Annotated in this window: 19 protein-coding genes; 11 read left to right on the top strand and 8 right to left on the bottom strand. The window is 54.5% G+C overall.

Annotated elements, in window-relative coordinates; genetic code table 11:
- Window positions 1-660: 660 nt before the first annotated feature.
- The 9 genes from rpmH to QEN32_RS22420 all read left to right on the top strand — a co-directional run bounded on the left by rpmH (window position 661) and on the right by QEN32_RS22420 (window position 8,347).
- Window positions 661-801 (top strand): 50S ribosomal protein L34, encoded by a 141-nt coding sequence (rpmH, locus tag QEN32_RS22460; protein WP_000831330.1) that lies wholly within the window; start codon window positions 661-663, stop codon window positions 799-801.
- Between the two features lie 16 nt (window positions 802-817).
- Window positions 818-1,177 (top strand): ribonuclease P protein component, encoded by a 360-nt coding sequence (gene rnpA / locus QEN32_RS22455; RefSeq protein ID WP_000239725.1) that lies wholly within the window; start codon window positions 818-820, stop codon window positions 1,175-1,177.
- On the top strand, window positions 1,141-1,398 hold the full coding sequence (yidD, locus tag QEN32_RS22450) for a membrane protein insertion efficiency factor YidD (protein WP_001307474.1): 258 nt from the start codon (window positions 1,141-1,143) through the stop codon (window positions 1,396-1,398). Before rnpA ends, yidD begins: the two co-directional genes overlap by 37 nt.
- A gap of 2 nt (window positions 1,399-1,400) precedes the next feature.
- Window positions 1,401-3,047 (top strand): membrane protein insertase YidC, encoded by a 1,647-nt coding sequence (gene yidC, locus QEN32_RS22445; protein WP_000378278.1) that lies wholly within the window; start codon window positions 1,401-1,403, stop codon window positions 3,045-3,047.
- Window positions 3,048-3,187: 140 nt separating this feature from the next.
- Entirely contained in the window at window positions 3,188-4,552 is a 1,365-nt protein-coding gene (gene mnmE / locus QEN32_RS22440; protein ID WP_000019079.1) for a tRNA uridine-5-carboxymethylaminomethyl(34) synthesis GTPase MnmE, read from the top strand.
- Window positions 4,553-4,734: 182 nt separating this feature from the next.
- The gene (locus QEN32_RS22435; protein WP_023198752.1) at window positions 4,735-5,922 is read left to right on the top strand and encodes an MFS transporter; all 1,188 of its coding nucleotides are present in this window, start codon (window positions 4,735-4,737) and stop codon (window positions 5,920-5,922) included.
- A complete protein-coding gene (gene yidZ, locus QEN32_RS22430) occupies window positions 5,891-6,850 on the top strand; it encodes an HTH-type transcriptional regulator YidZ (RefSeq protein ID WP_094897859.1) in 960 nt (319 codons plus the stop codon). Before QEN32_RS22435 ends, yidZ begins: the two co-directional genes overlap by 32 nt.
- A 157-nt stretch (window positions 6,851-7,007) precedes the next feature.
- Window positions 7,008-7,763 carry a 4'-phosphopantetheinyl transferase superfamily protein gene (locus tag QEN32_RS22425; protein ID WP_000190678.1) on the top strand — a complete coding sequence of 252 codons (756 nt, stop codon included), beginning with the start codon at window positions 7,008-7,010 and terminating at the stop codon, window positions 7,761-7,763.
- A complete protein-coding gene (locus QEN32_RS22420) occupies window positions 7,763-8,347 on the top strand; it encodes an NADPH-dependent FMN reductase (protein ID WP_001575173.1) in 585 nt (194 codons plus the stop codon). Before QEN32_RS22425 ends, QEN32_RS22420 begins: the two co-directional genes overlap by 1 nt.
- A 44-nt stretch (window positions 8,348-8,391) precedes the next feature.
- Here the strand turns inward: QEN32_RS22420 and adeP are convergent, their stop codons facing one another.
- Window positions 8,392-9,729: an adenine permease AdeP gene (gene adeP, locus QEN32_RS22415; RefSeq protein ID WP_001583487.1), complete on the bottom strand. Its 1,338-nt coding sequence runs from the start codon at window positions 9,727-9,729 to the stop codon at window positions 8,392-8,394.
- A gap of 168 nt (window positions 9,730-9,897) precedes the next feature.
- Between adeP and yieH the strand changes: the two genes are divergently transcribed.
- Entirely contained in the window at window positions 9,898-10,563 is a 666-nt protein-coding gene (gene yieH / locus QEN32_RS22410) for a 6-phosphogluconate phosphatase (RefSeq protein WP_079898358.1), read from the top strand.
- A 94-nt stretch (window positions 10,564-10,657) separates the two neighbouring features.
- Here yieH and phoU read toward each other — a convergent pair whose 3' ends face one another.
- From phoU to QEN32_RS22375, 7 genes are all read right to left on the bottom strand, one after another.
- Complete coding sequence (gene phoU, locus QEN32_RS22405) at window positions 10,658-11,383, bottom strand: phosphate signaling complex protein PhoU (RefSeq protein ID WP_000377800.1); 726 nt, start codon at window positions 11,381-11,383, stop codon at window positions 10,658-10,660.
- Window positions 11,384-11,397: 14 nt separating this feature from the next.
- Window positions 11,398-12,171, bottom strand: coding sequence for a phosphate ABC transporter ATP-binding protein PstB (gene pstB, locus QEN32_RS22400; RefSeq protein ID WP_000063118.1), 774 nt, complete (start codon window positions 12,169-12,171; stop codon window positions 11,398-11,400).
- Between the two features lie 86 nt (window positions 12,172-12,257).
- The gene (gene pstA, locus QEN32_RS22395; RefSeq protein ID WP_000212197.1) at window positions 12,258-13,148 is read right to left on the bottom strand and encodes a phosphate ABC transporter permease PstA; all 891 of its coding nucleotides are present in this window, start codon (window positions 13,146-13,148) and stop codon (window positions 12,258-12,260) included.
- Complete coding sequence (gene pstC / locus QEN32_RS22390; protein WP_000741630.1) at window positions 13,148-14,107, bottom strand: phosphate ABC transporter permease PstC; 960 nt, start codon at window positions 14,105-14,107, stop codon at window positions 13,148-13,150. Before pstC ends, pstA begins: the two co-directional genes overlap by 1 nt.
- 135 nt (window positions 14,108-14,242) lie before the next feature.
- The gene (pstS, locus tag QEN32_RS22385; RefSeq protein WP_000867131.1) at window positions 14,243-15,283 is read right to left on the bottom strand and encodes a phosphate ABC transporter substrate-binding protein PstS; all 1,041 of its coding nucleotides are present in this window, start codon (window positions 15,281-15,283) and stop codon (window positions 14,243-14,245) included.
- Window positions 15,284-15,449: 166 nt separating this feature from the next.
- On the bottom strand, window positions 15,450-16,823 hold the full coding sequence (locus tag QEN32_RS22380) for a fructose-specific PTS transporter subunit EIIC (protein WP_000162550.1): 1,374 nt from the start codon (window positions 16,821-16,823) through the stop codon (window positions 15,450-15,452).
- A 48-nt stretch (window positions 16,824-16,871) separates the two neighbouring features.
- A complete protein-coding gene (locus QEN32_RS22375; protein ID WP_079958694.1) occupies window positions 16,872-17,690 on the bottom strand; it encodes a shikimate 5-dehydrogenase in 819 nt (272 codons plus the stop codon).
- Between the two features lie 94 nt (window positions 17,691-17,784).
- On the opposite strand from QEN32_RS22375, the gene QEN32_RS22370 reads away from it, so the two are divergent.
- The gene (locus QEN32_RS22370) at window positions 17,785-19,542 is read left to right on the top strand and encodes an SgrR family transcriptional regulator (protein WP_023198756.1); all 1,758 of its coding nucleotides are present in this window, start codon (window positions 17,785-17,787) and stop codon (window positions 19,540-19,542) included.
- The last annotated feature ends 101 nt before the right edge of the window (window positions 19,543-19,643 follow it).

The raw sequence follows: 19,643 nt of genomic DNA, 5'->3' as shown, positions 1-19,643 counted from the left end.
GGCGGACTCCACTCGAACAAAAGTCGATAAATGACAAAGGCTGATACATTAATGATTGTTGGCGCACGTCGATAAGACCCTGCATGAAGGGTGACGCACGAACCGCTGTCTGCGGTTTTCACGAATCTTTCAAACGATCGCGACTTCACGCAGCCTGAAAGATTCCGTGTTCATGCCTGACCAGGATCGTTTGAAACGATCAGGACCGCGGATCATAGCCTAAACTGAGCAAGAGATCTTCTGTTTCTCACAGATTCTTCCCGATTTATCCACAGGACTTTCCAGGAAAGGATAAGTGTAATCGATCCTGGGGAACTCCTGTACGCTTTCGCGCGCATATTGAAAAAATTAATAGGTAAAGGTGAGCAGACGCCTAAAAGATCGCATAAAGATCCAGGGCGATCCTTGCGCTTTACCTGGCAGTCCGTATAATTCTCCACCCGTCGCGCAATGCCCGTCATATGGCGTCAACGCTGCTTATTTTCCGCACAAAAAGGCGTGGAAAATCGCGGGAAAATAAGGAAAGAGAATTGACTCCGGAGTGTACAATTATTACAATCCGGCCTCTTTAATCACCCACACTGTGGCGTAAGTCGTTCAAAGTTTGTTCGGGTATACGCAAAAGTCAGTGAATTTATTCAAGTTTAGGTAGAAATCGCCATGAAACGCACTTTTCAACCGTCTGTACTGAAGCGCAACCGTTCTCACGGCTTCCGTGCTCGTATGGCTACTAAAAATGGTCGTCAGGTTCTGGCACGTCGTCGTGCTAAAGGCCGCGCTCGTCTGACCGTTTCCAAGTAATAAAGCTAACCCCTGAGTGGTTAAGCTCGCATTTCCCAGGGAGTTACGTTTGTTAACTCCCGCTCATTTCACATTCGTCTTCCAGCAACCTCAACGGGCTGGCACGCCGCAAATCACCATCCTCGGCCGCCTGAATTCGCTGGGGCATCCCCGTATCGGTCTTACCGTCGCCAAGAAAAATGTTCGACGTGCGCATGAACGCAACCGGATTAAACGTCTGACGCGTGAAAGCTTCCGTCTGCGCCAGCATGAACTTCCTGCAATGGATTTCGTGGTGGTGGCGAAAAAAGGGGTTGCCGACCTCGATAACCGTGCTCTCTCGGAAGCGTTGGAAAAATTATGGCGCCGCCACTGTCGCCTGGCTCGCGGGTCCTGATAGCCCTTATTCGGGTCTATCAACGCCTGATCAGTCCGCTGCTTGGGCCGCATTGTCGTTTCACGCCAACGTGCTCAAGCTACGGAATTGAGGCATTGCGCAGGTTTGGAGTGATAAAAGGCAGTTGGTTGACGGTGAAACGCGTATTAAAATGCCACCCTTTACACCCTGGTGGTGACGATCCCGTCCCGCCCGGACCATTTGATACCAGAGAACACTAACGATGGATTCGCAACGCAATCTTTTAGTCATCGCTTTGCTGTTCGTGTCTTTCATGATCTGGCAAGCCTGGGAGCAGGATAAAAATCCGCAACCTCAGACTCAACAGACCACGCAGACAACGACCACCGCAGCGGGTAGCGCCGCCGACCAGGGCGTACCAGCCAGTGGCCAGGGGAAAATGATTACGGTGAAAACCGATGTGCTTGATTTGACTATCAACACCCGTGGTGGTGATGTCGAGCAGGCCTTGCTCCCGGCTTACCCGAAAGAACTGGGTTCCAACGAACCGTTCCAGCTGCTGGAAACCACCCCGCAGTTTATCTATCAGGCGCAAAGCGGCCTGACAGGCCGCGACGGCCCGGATAACCCGGCGAACGGCCCGCGTCCGCTGTACAACGTCGAGAAAGATGCGTTTGTACTGGCCGACGGTCAGAACGAACTGCAGGTTCCGATGACTTATACTGACGCCGCAGGCAACACGTTTACCAAAACGTTTGTCTTTAAGCGTGGCGATTATGCGGTTAACGTGAACTATAGCGTGCAGAACACCGGCGAAAAACCGCTGGAAGTCTCCACCTTTGGTCAGTTAAAACAATCCGTCAACCTGCCTCCTCATCGCGACACCGGCAGCAGCAACTTTGCGCTGCATACGTTCCGCGGCGCAGCGTACTCCACGCCGGATGAGAAGTATGAGAAATACAAATTCGACACTATTGCCGATAACGAAAACCTCAACGTCAGCTCCAAAGGCGGTTGGGTGGCAATGTTGCAGCAGTATTTCGCTACCGCATGGATTCCGCGTAACGACGGCACCAACAATTTCTACACCGCTAATCTGGGTAACGGCATTGTCGCTATCGGCTATAAAGCGCAGCCGGTACTGGTACAGCCAGGTCAGACTGGCGCGATGACCAGCACCCTGTGGGTCGGCCCGGAAATTCAGGATAAAATGGCGGCTGTTGCACCGCACCTGGATTTGACCGTGGACTACGGCTGGTTGTGGTTCATCTCTCAGCCGCTGTTCAAGTTGCTGAAGTGGATCCACAGCTTTGTGGGCAACTGGGGCTTCTCCATTATCATCATTACCTTTATCGTTCGCGGTATCATGTACCCGCTGACCAAAGCGCAGTACACGTCAATGGCGAAGATGCGTATGCTGCAGCCGAAAATTCAGGCGATGCGCGAACGTCTTGGCGATGATAAACAGCGCCAAAGCCAGGAGATGATGGCCCTGTACAAAGCGGAGAAGGTTAACCCGCTGGGCGGCTGCTTCCCGCTGATCATCCAGATGCCTATCTTCCTGGCGTTGTACTACATGCTGATGGGTTCCATTGAACTGCGTCATGCGCCGTTCGCGCTGTGGATTCATGACCTGTCCGCACAGGACCCGTACTACATTCTGCCGATCCTGATGGGCGTAACGATGTTCTTCATTCAGAAGATGTCGCCGACCACCGTGACCGACCCGATGCAGCAGAAGATCATGACCTTTATGCCGGTCATCTTTACGGTGTTCTTCCTGTGGTTCCCGTCAGGTCTGGTGCTGTACTATATCGTCAGCAACCTGGTCACCATCATTCAGCAGCAGCTGATTTACCGTGGTCTGGAGAAGCGTGGCCTGCATAGCCGCGAGAAGAAAAAATCCTGATTCGGTGTAGGCCGGATAAGGCGAAGCCGCCATCCGGCAAGGCGCGCCGGTCAGCCTGATGGCGCTAACGCTTATCAGGCCTACAATCAAAAGGCGGTCATATGACCGCCTTTTTTATTGCAACAAAGTTGAGACTAACCATGAGCCATAACGACACTATCGTCGCCCAAGCAACCCCACCGGGACGCGGTGGCGTGGGTATCCTGCGTATCTCTGGTCTGAAAGCGCGTGACGTTGCGCAAGAGGTGCTGGGCAAGCTGCCGAAGCCGCGCTATGCCGACTACCTGCCGTTTAAAGACGTTGACGGCAGCGCGCTGGATCAGGGTATTGCGCTGTGGTTCCCCGGCCCGAACTCCTTCACCGGTGAAGATGTGCTGGAGCTACAAGGGCACGGCGGTCCGGTGATCCTGGACCTGCTGTTAAAACGTATCCTGACGCTTCCAGGCGTGCGCATTGCCCGACCAGGCGAGTTCTCCGAGCGAGCGTTCCTCAACGATAAGCTCGATTTAGCCCAGGCGGAAGCCATTGCCGACCTGATCGATGCCAGTTCCGAACAGGCGGCGCGTTCGGCTCTAAACTCGTTACAGGGGGCATTTTCCGCCCGCGTTAACCACCTTGTGGAAGCACTTACTCACCTGCGAATCTACGTCGAAGCGGCTATCGATTTTCCGGATGAGGAGATCGACTTTCTCTCTGACGGCAAAATTGAAGCGCAGCTCAATGGCGTCATCGCCGATCTTGACGCCGTGCGAACCGAAGCGCGCCAGGGCAGCCTGCTGCGCGAAGGGATGAAGGTAGTGATTGCCGGACGCCCGAATGCCGGGAAATCCAGCCTGCTGAATGCGCTGGCAGGCCGTGAAGCGGCCATTGTTACCGATATCGCCGGTACCACGCGCGACGTGTTGCGCGAGCATATTCACATCGACGGGATGCCGCTGCATATCATCGATACCGCCGGACTGCGCGACGCCAGCGACGAAGTTGAGCGTATCGGCATCGAACGCGCCTGGCAGGAGATTGAACAGGCCGATCGCGTGCTGTTTATGGTGGATGGCACCACGACGGACGCCGTTGACCCTGCCGACATCTGGCCGGACTTTATCGCCCGTCTGCCCAAAAATCTACCGATTACCGTGGTACGTAACAAGGCGGATATCACCGGCGAAACGTTGGGTATTAGTGAAGTAAACGGTCACTCACTGGTTCGCCTCTCGGCGCGTACCGGCGAAGGCGTCGACGTGTTGCGTAACCACCTCAAGCAGAGCATGGGGTTTGATACCAATATGGAAGGCGGCTTCCTGGCCCGCCGCCGTCACCTACAGGCGCTGGCGGAAGCCGCTGACCATCTTGAACAGGGCAAAGCGCAGCTATTAGGCGCATGGGCGGGGGAACTGCTGGCGGAAGAGTTGCGCCTGGCGCAGCAAAGCTTAAGCGAGATTACCGGCGAGTTTACCTCCGACGACCTGCTGGGACGGATTTTCTCCAGCTTCTGTATTGGTAAGTAACGTTGTATTGCCCGGTGGCGCAATGCTTACCGGGCCTACAAAACCCGTAAGCCGGATAAGGCGTTTATGCCGCCATCCGGCAGCAATGATTTCCCATGCGGAAATCACTGTTGTCCAAATGGCAACTCGTCTCGCGCAACGTCGCCCCGTATTCTTAGCGCCACACTTTTCGTGAGGCCGTTATGAAACGTTTTCTACTGTGTAGTTTTGCCCTGGTTTTACTCTATCCTGCCGGTATTGATATGTATCTGGTCGGTTTACCGCGTATAGCCGCCGATCTGAACGCCAGCGAGGCGCAGTTGCATATCGCCTTCTCCGTTTACCTGGCCGGAATGGCGACGGCCATGCTGTTTGCCGGGAAGATAGCCGACCAGTCAGGCCGCAAGCCGGTCGCGATCGTCGGCGCGCTCGTCTTTATGATGGCCTCACTGCTTTGTTCACGGGCGTCGGAAGGCTCGCTATTTCTGAGTGGACGTTTTCTTCAGGGAGTAGGCGCAGGCGGCTGCTATGTGGTGGCGTTCGCCATTCTGCGCGACACGCTCGACGAGCATCGTCGGGCGAAAGTGCTGTCATTATTGAATGGGATTACCTGTATTGTGCCGGTACTCGCCCCGGTGATGGGGCATTTGATTATGCTTCGTTTCCCCTGGCAAAGTCTGTTCTATACGATGTCCGCGATGGGCATTATTGTGGGCCTGTTATCACTGTTTATCCTGCGCGAGACGCGCCCGGCAAGGCTGGCTCCACGCGATTTATCACGATCGTCGCCCGCCGCCGAGTCGCTGGTTAACCGTTTTTTCGTCAGTCGACTGGCGATCACCACCCTTAGCGTGTCGGTGATCCTGACCTTCGTCAATGCCTCTCCAGTGCTGCTGATGGAGGTGATGGGATTTAGTCGTGGCGACTATGCCATTACCATGGCGCTCACCGCAGGCGTCAGTATGGTCGTCTCTTTTTCCACCCCTTTTGCGCTTGGGTTATTTAAGCCGCGAACTTTAATGCTCGTCTCACAGGGGCTGTTTTTGACGGCTGGCGTGACGTTAAGCCTTGCTCATACCAATACCGTCACACTCTTTGGCCTGACGCTTATCTGCGCCGGATTCTCGGTTGGTTTTGGCGTCGCGATGAGCCAGGCGCTGGGGCCATTTTCGCTGCGCGCCGGAGTGGCCAGTTCCACGCTGGGTATCGCGCAGGTTTGCGGTTCATCACTGTGGATTTGGCTGGCGGCAATACTCGGTATCAGCGCGATGAATATGCTGATCGGGATTCTGATTGGTTGTAGCATAGTGAGTATTCTGCTGATCTTCTCCGTCACGCCCAACAGGTCCGTAGCCGAGCATGAAGAAATCCCTTACCAATCTCGACCTTAATTTGCTGTTATGCCTACAGTTACTCATGCAGGAGCGCAGCGTCACTAAAGCTGCAAAACGGATGAACGTAACGCCCTCGGCGGTCAGCAAATCGCTGGCGAAACTCCGGGCATGGTTTGACGATCCGCTGTTCGTCAATACGCCGCTGGGCCTGGCGCCGACGCCGCTGATGGTCAGTATGGAGCAAAGTCTGGCGGACTGGATGCAGATGGGGAATCAACTGCTTGATAAACCGCATCATCAAACGCCGCGCGGTTTAAAATTTGAGTTGGCAGCAGAGTCGCCGCTGATGATGATTATGTTTAATTCACTGTCGCAGAAGATTTATCAGCGCTATCCGCAGGCTACCATTAAGGTTCGCAACTGGGATTATGACTCGCTGGAGGCGATTACGCGTGGGGAAGTCGATATCGGATTTACCGGACGCGAAAGCCATCCCCGCTCGCGAGAATTGCTCAGTCTGTTGCCGCTCGCGATTGATTTTGAGGTGTTGTTTAGCGATTTGCCGTGGGTCTGGCTGCGGGAAGATCATCCGGCGCTGCGCGAAGCGTGGGATCTGGACACTTTTCTACGCTACCCGCATATCAGTATTTGCTGGGAGCAAAGCGATACCTGGGCGCTGGATGATGTCCTGCAAGAAATGGGACGCAAACGCCATATTGCGTTGAGCCTGCCGGGGTTCGAGCAGTCGCTCTTTATGGCCGCCCAGCCGGATCACACCCTGATAGCAACCGCGCCGCGCTATTGCCAGCACTACAATCAGCTCCACCAGCTACCGTTAGTGGCGCGCCCCCTGCCTTTTGATGCGCAACAGCGGGAAAAGCTGATGGTGCCGTTTACCCTATTATGGCACAAACGTAATAGTCATAATCCCAAGATTGTGTGGCTACGACAGGCTATCAACACGCTCTGCCGTCGCCTTATCTGACCACCTGTGTTGATAAATTAACCTTACTCTTACCAGAAATGTCACCGTCTGATTAAAGAACCTTCTGAAATTGAATTTTTAGCGCGTAAAACCTGTCCATAATTTACGTTAATGTTACTCTCGTCATTATCACGGCCCATTAATCACGGAGCGAAAAATGGCGACTCACTTTGCCAGAGGGATACTTACGGAGGGACAGTTGGTTTCAATTCGTCTCTCTTCGTCTTGCCATATTGAAGCCAGAAACCTGCCTGCTCACCGACGAACGCGTTTTCTCGCCTCCAGAGGCCTTCTTGCCGAACTGATGTTTATGCTGTACGGAATTAGCGAGCTGCCGGAAATCATTATTCAGGCGAAAGGTAAACCCGCGTTTCGTGACAAAAATCTGCCAGGCTTTTCTATCTCCTACGCCGGAAATATGGTTGGCGTGGCGTTGACCACCGAAGGAGAGTGCGGGCTGGATATGGAATTACAGCGCACCTCCCGCGGCTTTCACCATCCGCATTCGCTCGAACGCCACCCTTTCTCCCGTAATGAAAACTTATGGGTAGCCAATCAAAACGATCCCAACGAAGCGCGAGCGCAACTCATTACATTGCGCCAGAGCGTGTTAAAACTCACCGGCGATGTCATGAATGACGATCCGCGGGAGCTGCAACTTTTACCCGTGGCCGGACGCCTGAAGTGCGCGCATGTCACGCAGCTTGAAGCCGTGTGCGATGCGGAAGATGTGCTGGTATGGTCCGTAACCGTTACGCCAGCGATAGAAAAATTAAAAGTGTGGGAGTTCGATGGCAAACTGGGCTGGAAAAGCCTGCCCGATATCCAGACGCGCGCCAATGAGCCAACCGGTCGTCTGATGCGATTCGCCCAACTCCCCGCCGCCAAATCGTATACGCTTAATCGTTCATAATGAAAAAAGGGGCACGTATGTCTGAAACGCTGAATGTGGTTACATTGCTGGGAAGTTTACGCAAAGGTTCCTTTAACGGGATGGTGGCGCGTACGCTGCCTAAAGTCGCGCCGGCAGGAATGACGGTATCGCCGCTGCCTTCAATCGGGGATATTCCGCTGTATGACGCCGATATCCAGCAGGAAGAGGGATTTCCAGCCAGCGTAGAGGCGCTGGCGGAGCAGATTCGCAACGCCGACGGCGTCGTCATTGTGACGCCGGAATATAACTATTCCGTTCCCGGCGGCCTGAAGAATGCCATCGACTGGCTATCCCGTCTGCCTGAGCAGCCGCTGGCGGGTAAGCCCGTTCTTATCCAGACCAGCTCAATGGGGGCGATTGGCGGCGCGCGCTGCCAGTATCATCTGCGCCAGATTCTGGTGTTCCTTGATGCGATGGTGATGAATAAACCGGAATTTATGGGTGGCGTGATTCAGAATAAAGTCGACCCGCAGACTGGAGAAGTGGTGGATCAGGGAACGTTAGATCATTTGACCGGTCAGCTGACCGCATTTGGCGAGTATATTCAGCGCGTTAAAGCGTAAGTTATTTAAAAACCCTCACCCCGATGGGGCGAGGGTTCATTTCATCAGTGTGCGTCAATAAACACAATCTTCAGCACAAATAACAGCGCGACAATCACTACGCACGGGCTAAGGTCGCGCAGGCGACCGGTACCGATTTTCATCACGCAGTAAGAGATAAAGCCCAGCGCGATACCTTCGGTGATCGAGAAGCTAAACGGCATCATTACCGCCGTAATAAACGCCGGGACCGATTCGGTTAAATCCTGCCAGTTTACCCGCGCCAGGCTGGAGGTCATCAGCACGCCGACGTAAATCAGCGCGCCCGCCGCCGCGTAAGGCGGCACCATGCCCGCCAGCGGCGACAGGAAGATAACCAGCAGGAACAAAATACCGACCACTACCGCCGTCAAACCGGTGCGACCGCCCACCGAAACGCCGGAAGACGATTCAATATAAGCGGTCACAGAAGACGTTCCGACAAATGCGCCAGTGACGGAAGATATACTATCAACAAACAGCGCCTGCTTCATGCGCGGGAATTTGCCTTTCTCATCCGCCAGGCCGGCTTTATCGGTCACGCCAATCAGCGTACCGGAGGAGTCAAACAGGTTTACCAGCATGAAGGAGAAAATAACCCCCGCCAGGCCAAGATTGAACGAGCCTGCCAAATCGACATGCCCTACCACGCTGGTGACGCTTGGCGGCGCGGAGACAATGCCGTTGTAGTGCACATCGCCCATTATCCAGCCAAGCAGCGTCGTGACGATGATGGACACCAGCACCGCCGCATGAATGTTGCGCGAAGCGAGAATCGCAATAATAAAGAATCCGAGAACCCCCAGCAGCACGCTGTGCGAGGTCAGGTTGCCGATGCTGACCAGCGTTTCCGGGTTAGCGACAATCACGCCGGCGTTTTTCAACCCCATCATGCCGATAAACAGGCCGATGCCGCTGGTGATGCCCACGCGCAGGCTGACCGGAATGTTGGCGATCATCCAGTAACGCACGCGGAAGATAGTCAGCAATAAAAGACCAACAGCGCCCCAGAAAATGGCGCCCATGCCTACCTGCCACGGCAGTCCCATTGCCTGCACAACCACGAAGGCAAAGAACGCATTCAGCCCCATCGCGGGCGCCAGCGCCACCGGCAGGTTAGCGAACAGGCCCATCAGAATACTGCCAAAGGCCGCAATCAGACAGGTGGTCACAAAGACGGCGCTGGTGTCCATGCCAGCTACGCCCAGAATTTGCGGGTTAACAAAAACGATATAAACCATCGTCAGGAAAGTGGTAAAACCGGCGATCACTTCGGTTCGTGCCGTCGTGCCATGTTCGCGCAGTTTAAACACGCGTTCCAGCATACCCTGACCAGAAGCCTGGGTGGTGTGTTGTTGACTCATTATCAATTTCCGGAGAAAGGAGGGAAAATTCGCCGTTATCCTATACCAAAATGCGACACCTGGCGCAGTTGTGTGGTAATTTTTTTCACTCAATTTGTTAGTACGGCAACGATTGCGTCCCCTCATTCAGCATTACGTAAACGTTAAACTTGTTAAAATGGAAATGACATGTCCCAAATCGAAGCGGTGTTTTTTGACTGTGACGGCACGCTGGTCGACAGTGAAGTAATTTGCTCGCGCGCCTATGTCACTATGTTCCGGCAGTTCGGCATTACGCTTGAGCTCACGGAAGTATTCAGACGCTTTAAAGGCGTAAAGCTCTACGAAATTATCGATACCATCAGTAAAGAGTATGGCGTTGCGCTGGCAAAGGCGGAGCTGGAGCCGGTATACCGCGCGGAAGTGGCGCGTCTGTTCGATACCGAACTGGAAGCGATCGCGGGCGCAAATACCCTGCTGGAGAGCATTAAGACGCCCATGTGCGTGGTATCCAACGGGCCGGTCAGTAAGATGCAGCATTCGCTGGGTAAACTGGGCATGTTGCATCATTTTCCCGATTTGCTGTTTAGCGGTTACGATATTCAACGCTGGAAGCCCGATCCGGCGCTGATGCTCCACGCGGCGAACGCCATGAAGGTCAATGTTGAGAGGTGTATTCTGGTGGATGATTCCAGCGCAGGCGCGCAGTCAGGAATTGCGGCGGGAATGGAAGTGTTTTATTTCTGCGCCGATCCGCATAACAAGCCGATCGATCACCCTAACGTGACGACGTTTACCGATTTGGCGCAGTTGCCGGGATTGTGGAAAGCGCGCGGGTGGGAGATTACGCGTTAACTGAAATGCCGGATGGCGCTAACGCTTATCCGGCCTACAGCATCTGTACCTGTAGGCCCGGTAAGCGCAGCGCCACCGGGCAAAAGGATGAGATTTACTCTTTCGGATCTTTCCCCGCCAGCAGCTTATCCAGCTCATCGCCGCCGACGTGACGGAAATCCTGCCCCTTCACGAAGTAGAAGATGTATTCGCAGATATTCTGGCAACGGTCACCGATACGCTCGATAGAGCGCGCGCAGAACAGCGCGGTCAGCACGCTGGGAATGGTGCGCGAGTCTTCCATCATGTAGGTCATCAGCTGACGCACAATGCCTTCATATTCCTGGTCAACTTTCTTATCTTCACGGTAGATACGCACCGCTTCGTCGAGATCCATGCGCGCGAACGCATCCAGCACGTCGTGCAGCATCTGCACGGTGTGGCGGCCCAGTGACTCCAGACTCACCAACAGCGGCTGGTGCTGCTGGGAGAATTTCTCCAGCGCGGTACGGCAGATTTTATCCGCCACGTCGCCAATGCGCTCCAGTTCGGCGATGGTTTTGATAATCGCCATTACCAGACGCAGATCGCTCGCCGTCGGCTGGCGCTTGGCGATAATACGCACACAGGCTTCATCGATGGCGACTTCCATCATATTAACCTGATGATCGCCTTCTACCACGCGCTTCGCCAGCTCGCTGTCCTGGTTGTGCATGGCGGTGATAGCGTCAGAAAGCTGCTGCTCCACCATGCCGCCCATGGTCATTACCTGAGTGCGGATGCTTTCCAGTTCGGCGTTGAACTGGCCGGAAATATGTTTATTAAGGTTCAGACTGTCCATTACGCACTCCTGAATTAACCGTAACGACCGGTGATATAGTCTTCTGTTTGTTTCTTCGCGGGCTTGGTGAACAGATCGTCCGTGTTGCTGAACTCAATCAACTCGCCCAGGTACATAAACGCCGTATGATCGGAGCAACGTGCCGCCTGCTGCATGTTGTGGGTCACGATCACCACGGTGTAATCCTGTTTCAGCTCGGTGATCAGCTCTTCAATACGCCCGGTAGAGATCGGGTCCAGAGCTGAACATGGCTCATCCAGCAGCAACACTTCCGGGCGAATGGCGATACCGCGCGCAATGCACAGGCGCTGCTGCTGACCACCGGAGAGAGAGTACCCGCTCTGGTGCAATTTATCTTTGGTTTCGTTCCATAATGCGGCTTTGGTCAACGCCCACTGCACGCGCTCGTCCATATCGGCGCGAGACAGCTTCTCAAACAGACGCACGCCAAAGGCGATATTGTCATAGATGGACATCGGGAACGGCGTCGGCTTCTGGAATACCATCCCCACTTTTGCGCGCAGTAGCGCGATATCCTGGGTGTTGGTGAGAATATTGTCGCCATCCAGCAGAATTTCACCTTCCGCGCGCTGCTCCGGATAAAGCGAATACATTTTATTGAAGGTACGCAGTAGCGTTGATTTACCGCAGCCGGATGGCCCGATAAATGCCGTTACCTGATTCTTCGCGATATCCAGATTAATGTTCTTCAGGGCATGGAATTTGCCGTAGTAGAAGTTCAAATCACGAACCTGAATCTTACTCGGGGCAGTTTCAACCATACTCATTTCACTCTTTTCCTCATCCAGCGCCGCATCCGCCACGCCGTAAAATAATGCCTGATGGCGCTACGCTTATCAGGCCTACAATGTCTTTAACCGTGTTTTTTCTTCGCGAAAACAACACGCGCCAGAATATTCAGCAGCAGTACGCACAGGGTAATAATCAGCACGCCCGCCCAGGCTAATTGTTGCCATTCGGCAAACGGGCTCATCGCGAATTTAAAAATGGTCACCGGCAGGTTGGCGATCGGCTGCATCATGTCGGTGCTCCAGAACTGGTTCGAGAGCGCGGTAAACAACAATGGCGCCGTTTCCCCGGCGATACGCGCAATAGCCAGCAGGATACCGGTCATAATGCCGGAGATAGAGGCTTTCAGCGTAATCGCGGAGATCATCTTCCACTTCGGCGTACCCAGCGCATAAGCGGCTTCACGCAGGCTATCCGGCACCAATTTGAGCATGTTTTCAGTGGTACGGATAACGATCGGTACCTGCAACAGCGCCAGCGCAATCACCCCTGCCCAGCCGGAGAAGTGCTGCATCTGCGCCACCACGATGGTGTAAACAAACAGCCCCACAACAATTGACGGCGCGGAAAGCAGAATGTCGTTAATAAAGCGGATGATTTCCGCCAGCCAGGATTTACGGCCATACTCCGCCAGATAGATCCCGGCCATAATCCCCAGCGGCGTACCCAATACGGTAGCCCAGAGAATCAACAATCCACTCCCCGCCAGGGCGTTCGCCAGCCCGCCGCCCGCCGTGTTCGGCGGCGGCGTCATTTCGGTAAACAGCGCCAGCGACATCCCGTCGATACCACGGGTGATGGTGGACATCAAAATCCAGATCAGCCAGAACAGGCCAAATGCCATCGTCGCCATTGAGAGCGTTAGTGCGATACGGTTCTTCATGCGGCGACGCGCCTGCATCTTGCGACGGGATTCCGCGAGCTGCGCGGTGTTCTGCATATCAAGCGTAGCCATTAACGTGCTCCCTCGTTCTTCGCCAGACGCATAATCATGAATTTAGACGCCGCCAGGACGATAAAGGTGATCACAAACAGGATCAGCCCCAGCTCCATCAACGCTGCCACGTGCAGACCCGATTCCGCCTCAGCGAATTCGTTCGCCAGCGCGGAAGTGATGCTGTTGCCTGGCATATACAGCGACGCGCTGTCGAGCTGGTAGGTATTGCCGATGATAAAAGTGACCGCCATCGTTTCACCCAGAGCACGGCCCAGCCCCAGCATAATGCCGCCGATCACGCCATTTTTGGTGAACGGTAGCACGATGCGCCAGATAACTTCCCAGGTAGTACAGCCGATACCGTAAGCGGACTCTTTCATCATTACCGGCGTTTGCTCGAAGACGTCGCGCATAACCGCCGCAATGTAGGGAATGATCATGATGGCGAGGATGACGCCCGCCGCCAGAATGCCGATACCAAACGCCGGGCCAGAGAACAGCGCGCCGACAAAAGGAATGTTGGAAAGAATATTACCGACCGGCTCCTGGAAGTACGTCGCAAACAGCGGCGCGAAGATAAACAGCCCCCACATGCCGTACACGATACTGGGGATCGCCGCCAGCAGCTCAATGGCGATGCCAAGCGGACGCTTTAGCCAGCCTGGCGCCAGCTCGGTTAAAAACAGGGCAATGCCGAAACTGACCGGAACGGCGATCAGCAGTGCGATAAAGGAGGTCACCAGCGTGCCGTAAATGGGCACCAGCGCGCCGTAGATATCGTTTGGCGCGTCCCATTCCTTAGTCCAAAGAAATGAGAAACCAAATTTCTGAATACTTGGCCAGGAGGAGATGATCAATGAGACGATAATACCGCCCAACATCAATAGCACAATCAGCGCAGCCAGTTTTACCAGCGCGCTGAAAATCATGTCGCCTTTTTTACCCGGCGGGTTAAAAGCAGGCTTGGTTGCAGCCATAAATTACTCTTTCCATTAAACGCGTTTTACGACGTTGCCCCTGCCGGATGGCGCTACGCTTATCCGGCCTACAACGTGGGCCTGCGGTCGAAACCGTAGGGCGGATAAGCGTAGCGCCATCCGCCAATTCGTTAATTAATACAGCGCCTTACCGTTGCTGTCTTTTATACTGGTCTTCCAGGCGGTACGAACCTGCTCGACAACGTTATCCGGCAGGCTGGCGTAGTCCAGATCATTCGCCTGCTTAGCGCCATTTTTGTAGGCCCAGTCGAAGAACTTCAACACTTCAGCACCCTGCTCAGGTTTCTTCTGCGCTTTGTGGACCAGGATAAAGGTGGTGGAGGTGATTGGCCACACATCGTCACCTTTCTGGTTGGTCAGATCCTGCGCGAAGGTTTTGCTCCAGTCTGCGCCTTTCGCCGCATTAGAGAAGCTCTCTTCCGTCGGGCTTACCGGTTTGCCGTCGGCAGAAACCAGTTTGGTGTAGGCCAGGTTGTTCTGCTTGGCATAAGCGTATTCAACGTAGCCAATAGCGCCTGGCAGACGCTGTACAAATGCCGCGATGCCGTCGTTACCTTTACCGCCCAGACCGGTTGGCCAGTTCACGGTAGAACCCGCGCCCACTTTCGATTTCCACTCGTCGTTGACTTTCGCCAGGTAACTGGTGAACACGAAGGAAGTACCGGAACCGTCAGCGCGACGCACCACAGCGATGTTCTGAGAAGGCAGCTTCACGCCTGGGTTCAGTTTGGTGATGGCTTCATCATCCCACTTCTTGATTTTACCGAGGTAGATGTCACCCAGCGTTTTACCATCCAGCACCAGTTCGCCGGATTTGAGGCCTGGAATATTCACCGCCAGCACCACGCCGCCGATCACCGTCGGGAACTGGAACAGTCCTTCCTGATTCAGTTTTTCGTCAGACAGCGGCGCATCGGAAGCGCCGAAATCAACGGTATTCGCGGTGATTTGTTTCACGCCGCCGGAAGAGCCTATCCCCTGGTAATTGACTTTGTTACCGGTTTCTTTCTGGTAGGTATCCGCCCATTTGGCATACACCGGCGCAGGAAACGTTGCACCGGCACCTGTCAGGCTTGCTGCTGCAAAGGCAGAGAACGCGCTCATCGATAAGGTCGCGGCGACAACAGTTGCGACAGTGGTACGCATAACTTTCATAATGTCTCCTGCACGGTTTCGGTAAATCGTTGTTTGAGTTGCTACGATGAGCAAAATAGGACAAATTGATGACAGTTATATGTCTTGATTATGACGGTTTGATGACAATGGAAATAAAAAAAGCTGGCCCGGGGAGACACCAGACCAGCCTGCAGGGGGAGATGAATTAGACTGTTTGCGCAACCGCAGACGGTTTCAACAGCGCGTACATCAGGCCGCAGACAATCGTGCCCAGGGCAATCGAGAGCAGATATTGCATCACATGTTCTACCGCATGCGGGATCGCCAGGACAAAGAGGCCACCGTGTGGCGCCATCAGTGTACAACCGAAATACATGGATAGTCCCCCGGCGATTGCGCCACCGACCATCGTGGAAGGGATGACGCGCATCGGGTCACGCGCGGCGAAGGGAATCGCCCCTTCAGAGATAAAGCACAGCCCCAGGATAAAAGATGCATTACCCGCTTCATGCTCAGCGGCATTGAATTTCGCTCTGGCCGCCCAGGTTGCGACGCCCATTCCTAATGCCGGTACCATCCCTGCCGCCATAATGGCCGCCATTGGCATATAAGAATGAGAAGCCAGTAAACCGACGCCGAAGGTATACGCAGCTTTATTCACCGGCCCACCAAGGTCAAAACCTTGCATTGCGCCCAGCAACATTCCCAGCAAGATAGCATTCGTAGAGGTCATATTCCCCAGGAACGTCGTCAGCCCTTCCATCACCGCAGAAACGGGGCCACCCACCACGTAAATCATGATAAGGCCGGTAACCAGCGTAGACAGTAGCGGCAGAACCAGCACAGGCTTAAGCGCTTCCATTGACGCTGGCAGCTTAATATTTTGCGCCAGAAACCGTACGCTGTAACCGGCCAGAAAACCGGCCACAATCCCTCCCAGGAAACCGGCGCCGCACAGGCTGGCCAACATCCCACCAATAAGCCCCGGGGCCAGACCCGGACGATCGGCAATTGAGAAGGCAATAAACCCAGCCAGTACCGGCACCATCAGCGCAAAGGCCGCCTTACCACCAATTTGAAATAGCGCAGCCGCCAGCGTGCCCGGCTCATTGAAGGCCTGGATACCGAAGACAAAAGAGAGCGCGATACACAACCCTCCCGCCACCACCAAAGGAAGCATATGGGATACGCCGGTCATTAAATGCTTATAAACGCCGGGTAGCTCTGTTTTACCAGCTGAAGAAGAGCGCCCGGCACTCCCCTGATAGACCTCGGCGCTATTGAAAGCATTATCCATTTCCTGCGCACTCTTTTTTAGCGCCGCGCCGGTACTGGTGCGATAGAGTCTTTTGCCAACAAAGCCTGACAGATCCAGCTCAATATCCGCCGCGATAATCACCACATCCGCTTGCGCTATCTCTTCCGCAGTCAGCGTGTTCTTCGCCCCGACGGAACCGCGAGTTTCAACCTTGATCCAGTCACCACGCTTGCGGGCTTCAATTTCCAACGCTTCTGCCGCCATAAAGGTATGGGCGACGCCCGTCGGACAGGCCGTCACAGCAACAATTTTTTTAGTCATAGTAGGGTACCCTGTTCTTTTAATTTAAAGAAAAAGCGGGAAAAAATGTTACAGACGTGACCAGGCCGCGGCTTTCTGGAACAGCGCGTCATCCGGGCGAATCCCGGTATAAAGGACAAATTGCTCCACGGCCTGAATAGCAAACACTTCGGAACCGGTAATCACGGTTTTACCGCGTTCACGGGCGTAGCGGATCAGCGGTGTGACGGGCGGTAGCGCCACCACATCAAAGATAACGCTCGCCTTATCCACTTCCTGTTCGGAATAAGAGAGTTTGTCGACATCATTACCGCCAGCCATTCCGATAGGCGTGGCGTTAATTAACAAATCGGCTTCAATACCGTCGGTATCCGGGCGCCATTCATAGCCATAGAGTTCGGCCAGTTGTTTACCTGACGCTTCATCAATCGCGACAATATAACCACGGGTAAACCCCGCATCCTTCAGCGCGCAGGCCACCGCCTTTGCCATACCACCGCTGCCACGCAAAGCAAACACCAGGTCGGGAGAGACCTTGTAACTCGCCAGCAAGCGAGCTATTGCAATGTAATCGGTGTTGTACGCCTTCAGATGGCCATTGGTATTCACAATGGTATTAACTGAGTGAATGGCCTGAGCGGAAGCATCCAGTTCATCCACCAGCGGAATGCAGGCTTCTTTAAACGGCATAGAGATCGCGCACCCACGGATCCCCAGCCCGCGCACGCCGCTAATGGCCTGCGTAAGATCGGTCGGCGAGAAAGCTTTGTAGAGATAATTGAGATCCAGCGCTTCGTACAGATAGTTGTGAAAGCGTGTACCGAAGTTACTTGGGCGTGCCGCCAGGGACATGCAGACCTGAGTGTCTTTATTAATGCGCTTTGTCATGATGAATCCTCATAGAAGTTGCGATAGAGAAAATCATCGGCTAAAAAGGGGATATTAAAAATTGCTCATTCCCGTTCGGGAAATTTCATCTTTTATGGCAACCCGGCACACTGAACAAAAATACTTAAAGCTACTCCAGCACTATGGCGACAAGCCCGTTAGCGTGACGCTACAGGAGCTGGCGGATGTGTTGTTCTGCACCCGGCGGCATATGCGTAATCTGTTGCTTCAGATGCAGGAGGCAAAGTGGCTCATCTGGCAATCACAGGCCGGACGTGGGCATCGCGCCCGGCTTCACCTGCGCTATAAACCAGAACAGCTGTTAAGCGAAAAGGCGGAGCAGTTGCTGGAGTCTGGTCATGTTGATCAGGCCATTCAACTGCTGGGTAAAAATAAGCACCAGGTGGCGCAACTGCTGCGTTCAAAGCTGGGCTATAGCGTGCGGGCAGACTATCAGCGGCTGTGCATCCCCTATTACCGGACAATGCCGTCGCTGTGCCCCGGCATACCGTTGCGTCGCTCTGAGCAGCATCTGGTCAGGCAGATTTTTAGCGGCCTGACGCGCATAAATGAGGAAAAAGGTGAAGTCGAAGCCGATCTTGCCCACCACTGGCGGCAGATTGATCCGCTGCGCTGGCGTTTTTATCTGCGCCCCGCCGTCCTCTGGCATGATGGCCAGGAGCTGACGATCGACGCGGTTATCGCTTCACTGACCCGCAGCGCTAAGCTGCCGCTGTTCTCGCACTTGCAGACCATTCAGGCCACCGGGCCGCTGAGCCTTGAAATTACGCTGGCGCACCCGGATAACCGACTGCCTCTGCTGCTCAGCCATATTGATGCCATGATCCTACCGCCTGACCATACACAACGCGCTGATTTCCCGGCACATCCTGTGGGGACTGGCCCTTATGAGGTGGTGGAAAACAATGGCTTTCATCTGCAAATGAAGGCCTTTGACCACTACTTTGGTCTGCGCGGGCTGCTGGATGAAGTGGAGGTCTTTATCTGGCCGAATTTAACGGAGACAGATAACCTGGCGGAATCGCTGTCGGATAACGACACGGCAGCCTGGCTCAGCTCCAGCCTAAGCGATGAGGATTATGTTTCCGGACGGCTTAGCCAGGTATCAGGCAAACCTTCTGACAACCTGCGCGAGATGTTTCTTGAGCGTGGAGGATATTTTTTATTATGCGACAGCCGCTCCCCGCACTGGCATACCGCCGAACATCGCCGCTGGCTACGGGAAACACTCAGCCCTTACGCCATACTCCAGCATCTGAGTGAGGCAATTCGCCCCTTCTGGGTACCGGGCGGCAGCCTGCTGTCCTCCTGGTTTCATACTATTGAGGCGGGCCCGGCCTGTTCACCTTTTATCTCGTCGTCGCCCTACGCGAAACTGCGTCTGGCCTATCACGATCAGCACCCTGAATTTCCAATGCTCCTGGATATCATGCAAGAGATCATGCGCCAGCAGGGCATTTTACTTGAGGGCGTTGAGCTGAATTATGATGACTGGGCGAATGGCAAAGCCAATGTGGATCTCTGGCTGGGGACAGTCAATTTCCCCATTCCCGAAGAGTGGAACGTCGGTACATGGCTACTGGGCTCCCCTTTACTGCGCCACGCCATCAGCGGTGGGGATGATGCGCTGCTGGCCCAATGGGAAACCCAGTGGCATGCCGAAACCATCAGCGCGGAACAACTGGTCAGGGAAACCACCCGTTCAGGCTGGCTACAGCCGCTTTTTCACCACTGGATGCGACTCAAAAGCCCCGACCGGGCCAGGGGGATCCACCTGAATAACCTGGGGTGGTTTGATTTCCGATCCACCTGGATTGAGCCAGGGCCTTAAAGAAGAGAATGTGACCGGGTGCCCGTAGCGCAGGCAGGCGTAGCACCTCTTAGTCGCTCTTCAGCCACCATAGAGAAAGAACAGCGCCTGTCACAGCGCAC

The sequence above is a fragment of the Salmonella sp. SA14318 genome, assembly GCF_029866905.1.
Lineage (GTDB): Bacteria > Pseudomonadota > Gammaproteobacteria > Enterobacterales > Enterobacteriaceae > Salmonella > Salmonella enterica.
The sequence above is the reverse complement of the archived record's forward strand: the minus strand, read 5'-3'. Positions and strand labels throughout refer to the sequence as shown.

Bases quoted from the DNA above. Each gene is read 5' to 3' on its own strand.
- rpmH (WP_000831330.1), top strand. From the start codon at position 661: ATGAAACGCACTTTTCAACCGTCTGTACTGAAGCGCAACCGTTCTCAC.
- QEN32_RS22420 (WP_001575173.1), top strand. From the start codon at position 7,763: ATGAAAAAAGGGGCACGTATGTCTGAAACGCTGAATGTGGTTACATTG.
- yidD (WP_001307474.1), top strand. From the start codon at position 1,141: ATGGCGCCGCCACTGTCGCCTGGCTCGCGGGTCCTGATAGCCCTTATT.
- yidZ (WP_094897859.1), top strand. From the start codon at position 5,891: ATGAAGAAATCCCTTACCAATCTCGACCTTAATTTGCTGTTATGCCTA.
- pstC (WP_000741630.1), bottom strand. From the start codon at position 14,107: ATGGCTGCAACCAAGCCTGCTTTTAACCCGCCGGGTAAAAAAGGCGAC.
- pstS (WP_000867131.1), bottom strand. From the start codon at position 15,283: ATGAAAGTTATGCGTACCACTGTCGCAACTGTTGTCGCCGCGACCTTA.
- QEN32_RS22425 (WP_000190678.1), top strand. From the start codon at position 7,008: ATGGCGACTCACTTTGCCAGAGGGATACTTACGGAGGGACAGTTGGTT.
- QEN32_RS22380 (WP_000162550.1), bottom strand. From the start codon at position 16,823: ATGACTAAAAAAATTGTTGCTGTGACGGCCTGTCCGACGGGCGTCGCC.
- mnmE (WP_000019079.1), top strand. From the start codon at position 3,188: ATGAGCCATAACGACACTATCGTCGCCCAAGCAACCCCACCGGGACGC.
- QEN32_RS22435 (WP_023198752.1), top strand. From the start codon at position 4,735: ATGAAACGTTTTCTACTGTGTAGTTTTGCCCTGGTTTTACTCTATCCT.
- QEN32_RS22375 (WP_079958694.1), bottom strand. From the start codon at position 17,690: ATGACAAAGCGCATTAATAAAGACACTCAGGTCTGCATGTCCCTGGCG.
- pstA (WP_000212197.1), bottom strand. From the start codon at position 13,148: ATGGCTACGCTTGATATGCAGAACACCGCGCAGCTCGCGGAATCCCGT.
- phoU (WP_000377800.1), bottom strand. From the start codon at position 11,383: ATGGACAGTCTGAACCTTAATAAACATATTTCCGGCCAGTTCAACGCC.
- yidC (WP_000378278.1), top strand. From the start codon at position 1,401: ATGGATTCGCAACGCAATCTTTTAGTCATCGCTTTGCTGTTCGTGTCT.
- QEN32_RS22370 (WP_023198756.1), top strand. From the start codon at position 17,785: ATGGCAACCCGGCACACTGAACAAAAATACTTAAAGCTACTCCAGCAC.
- yieH (WP_079898358.1), top strand. From the start codon at position 9,898: ATGTCCCAAATCGAAGCGGTGTTTTTTGACTGTGACGGCACGCTGGTC.
- adeP (WP_001583487.1), bottom strand. From the start codon at position 9,729: ATGAGTCAACAACACACCACCCAGGCTTCTGGTCAGGGTATGCTGGAA.
- pstB (WP_000063118.1), bottom strand. From the start codon at position 12,171: ATGAGTATGGTTGAAACTGCCCCGAGTAAGATTCAGGTTCGTGATTTG.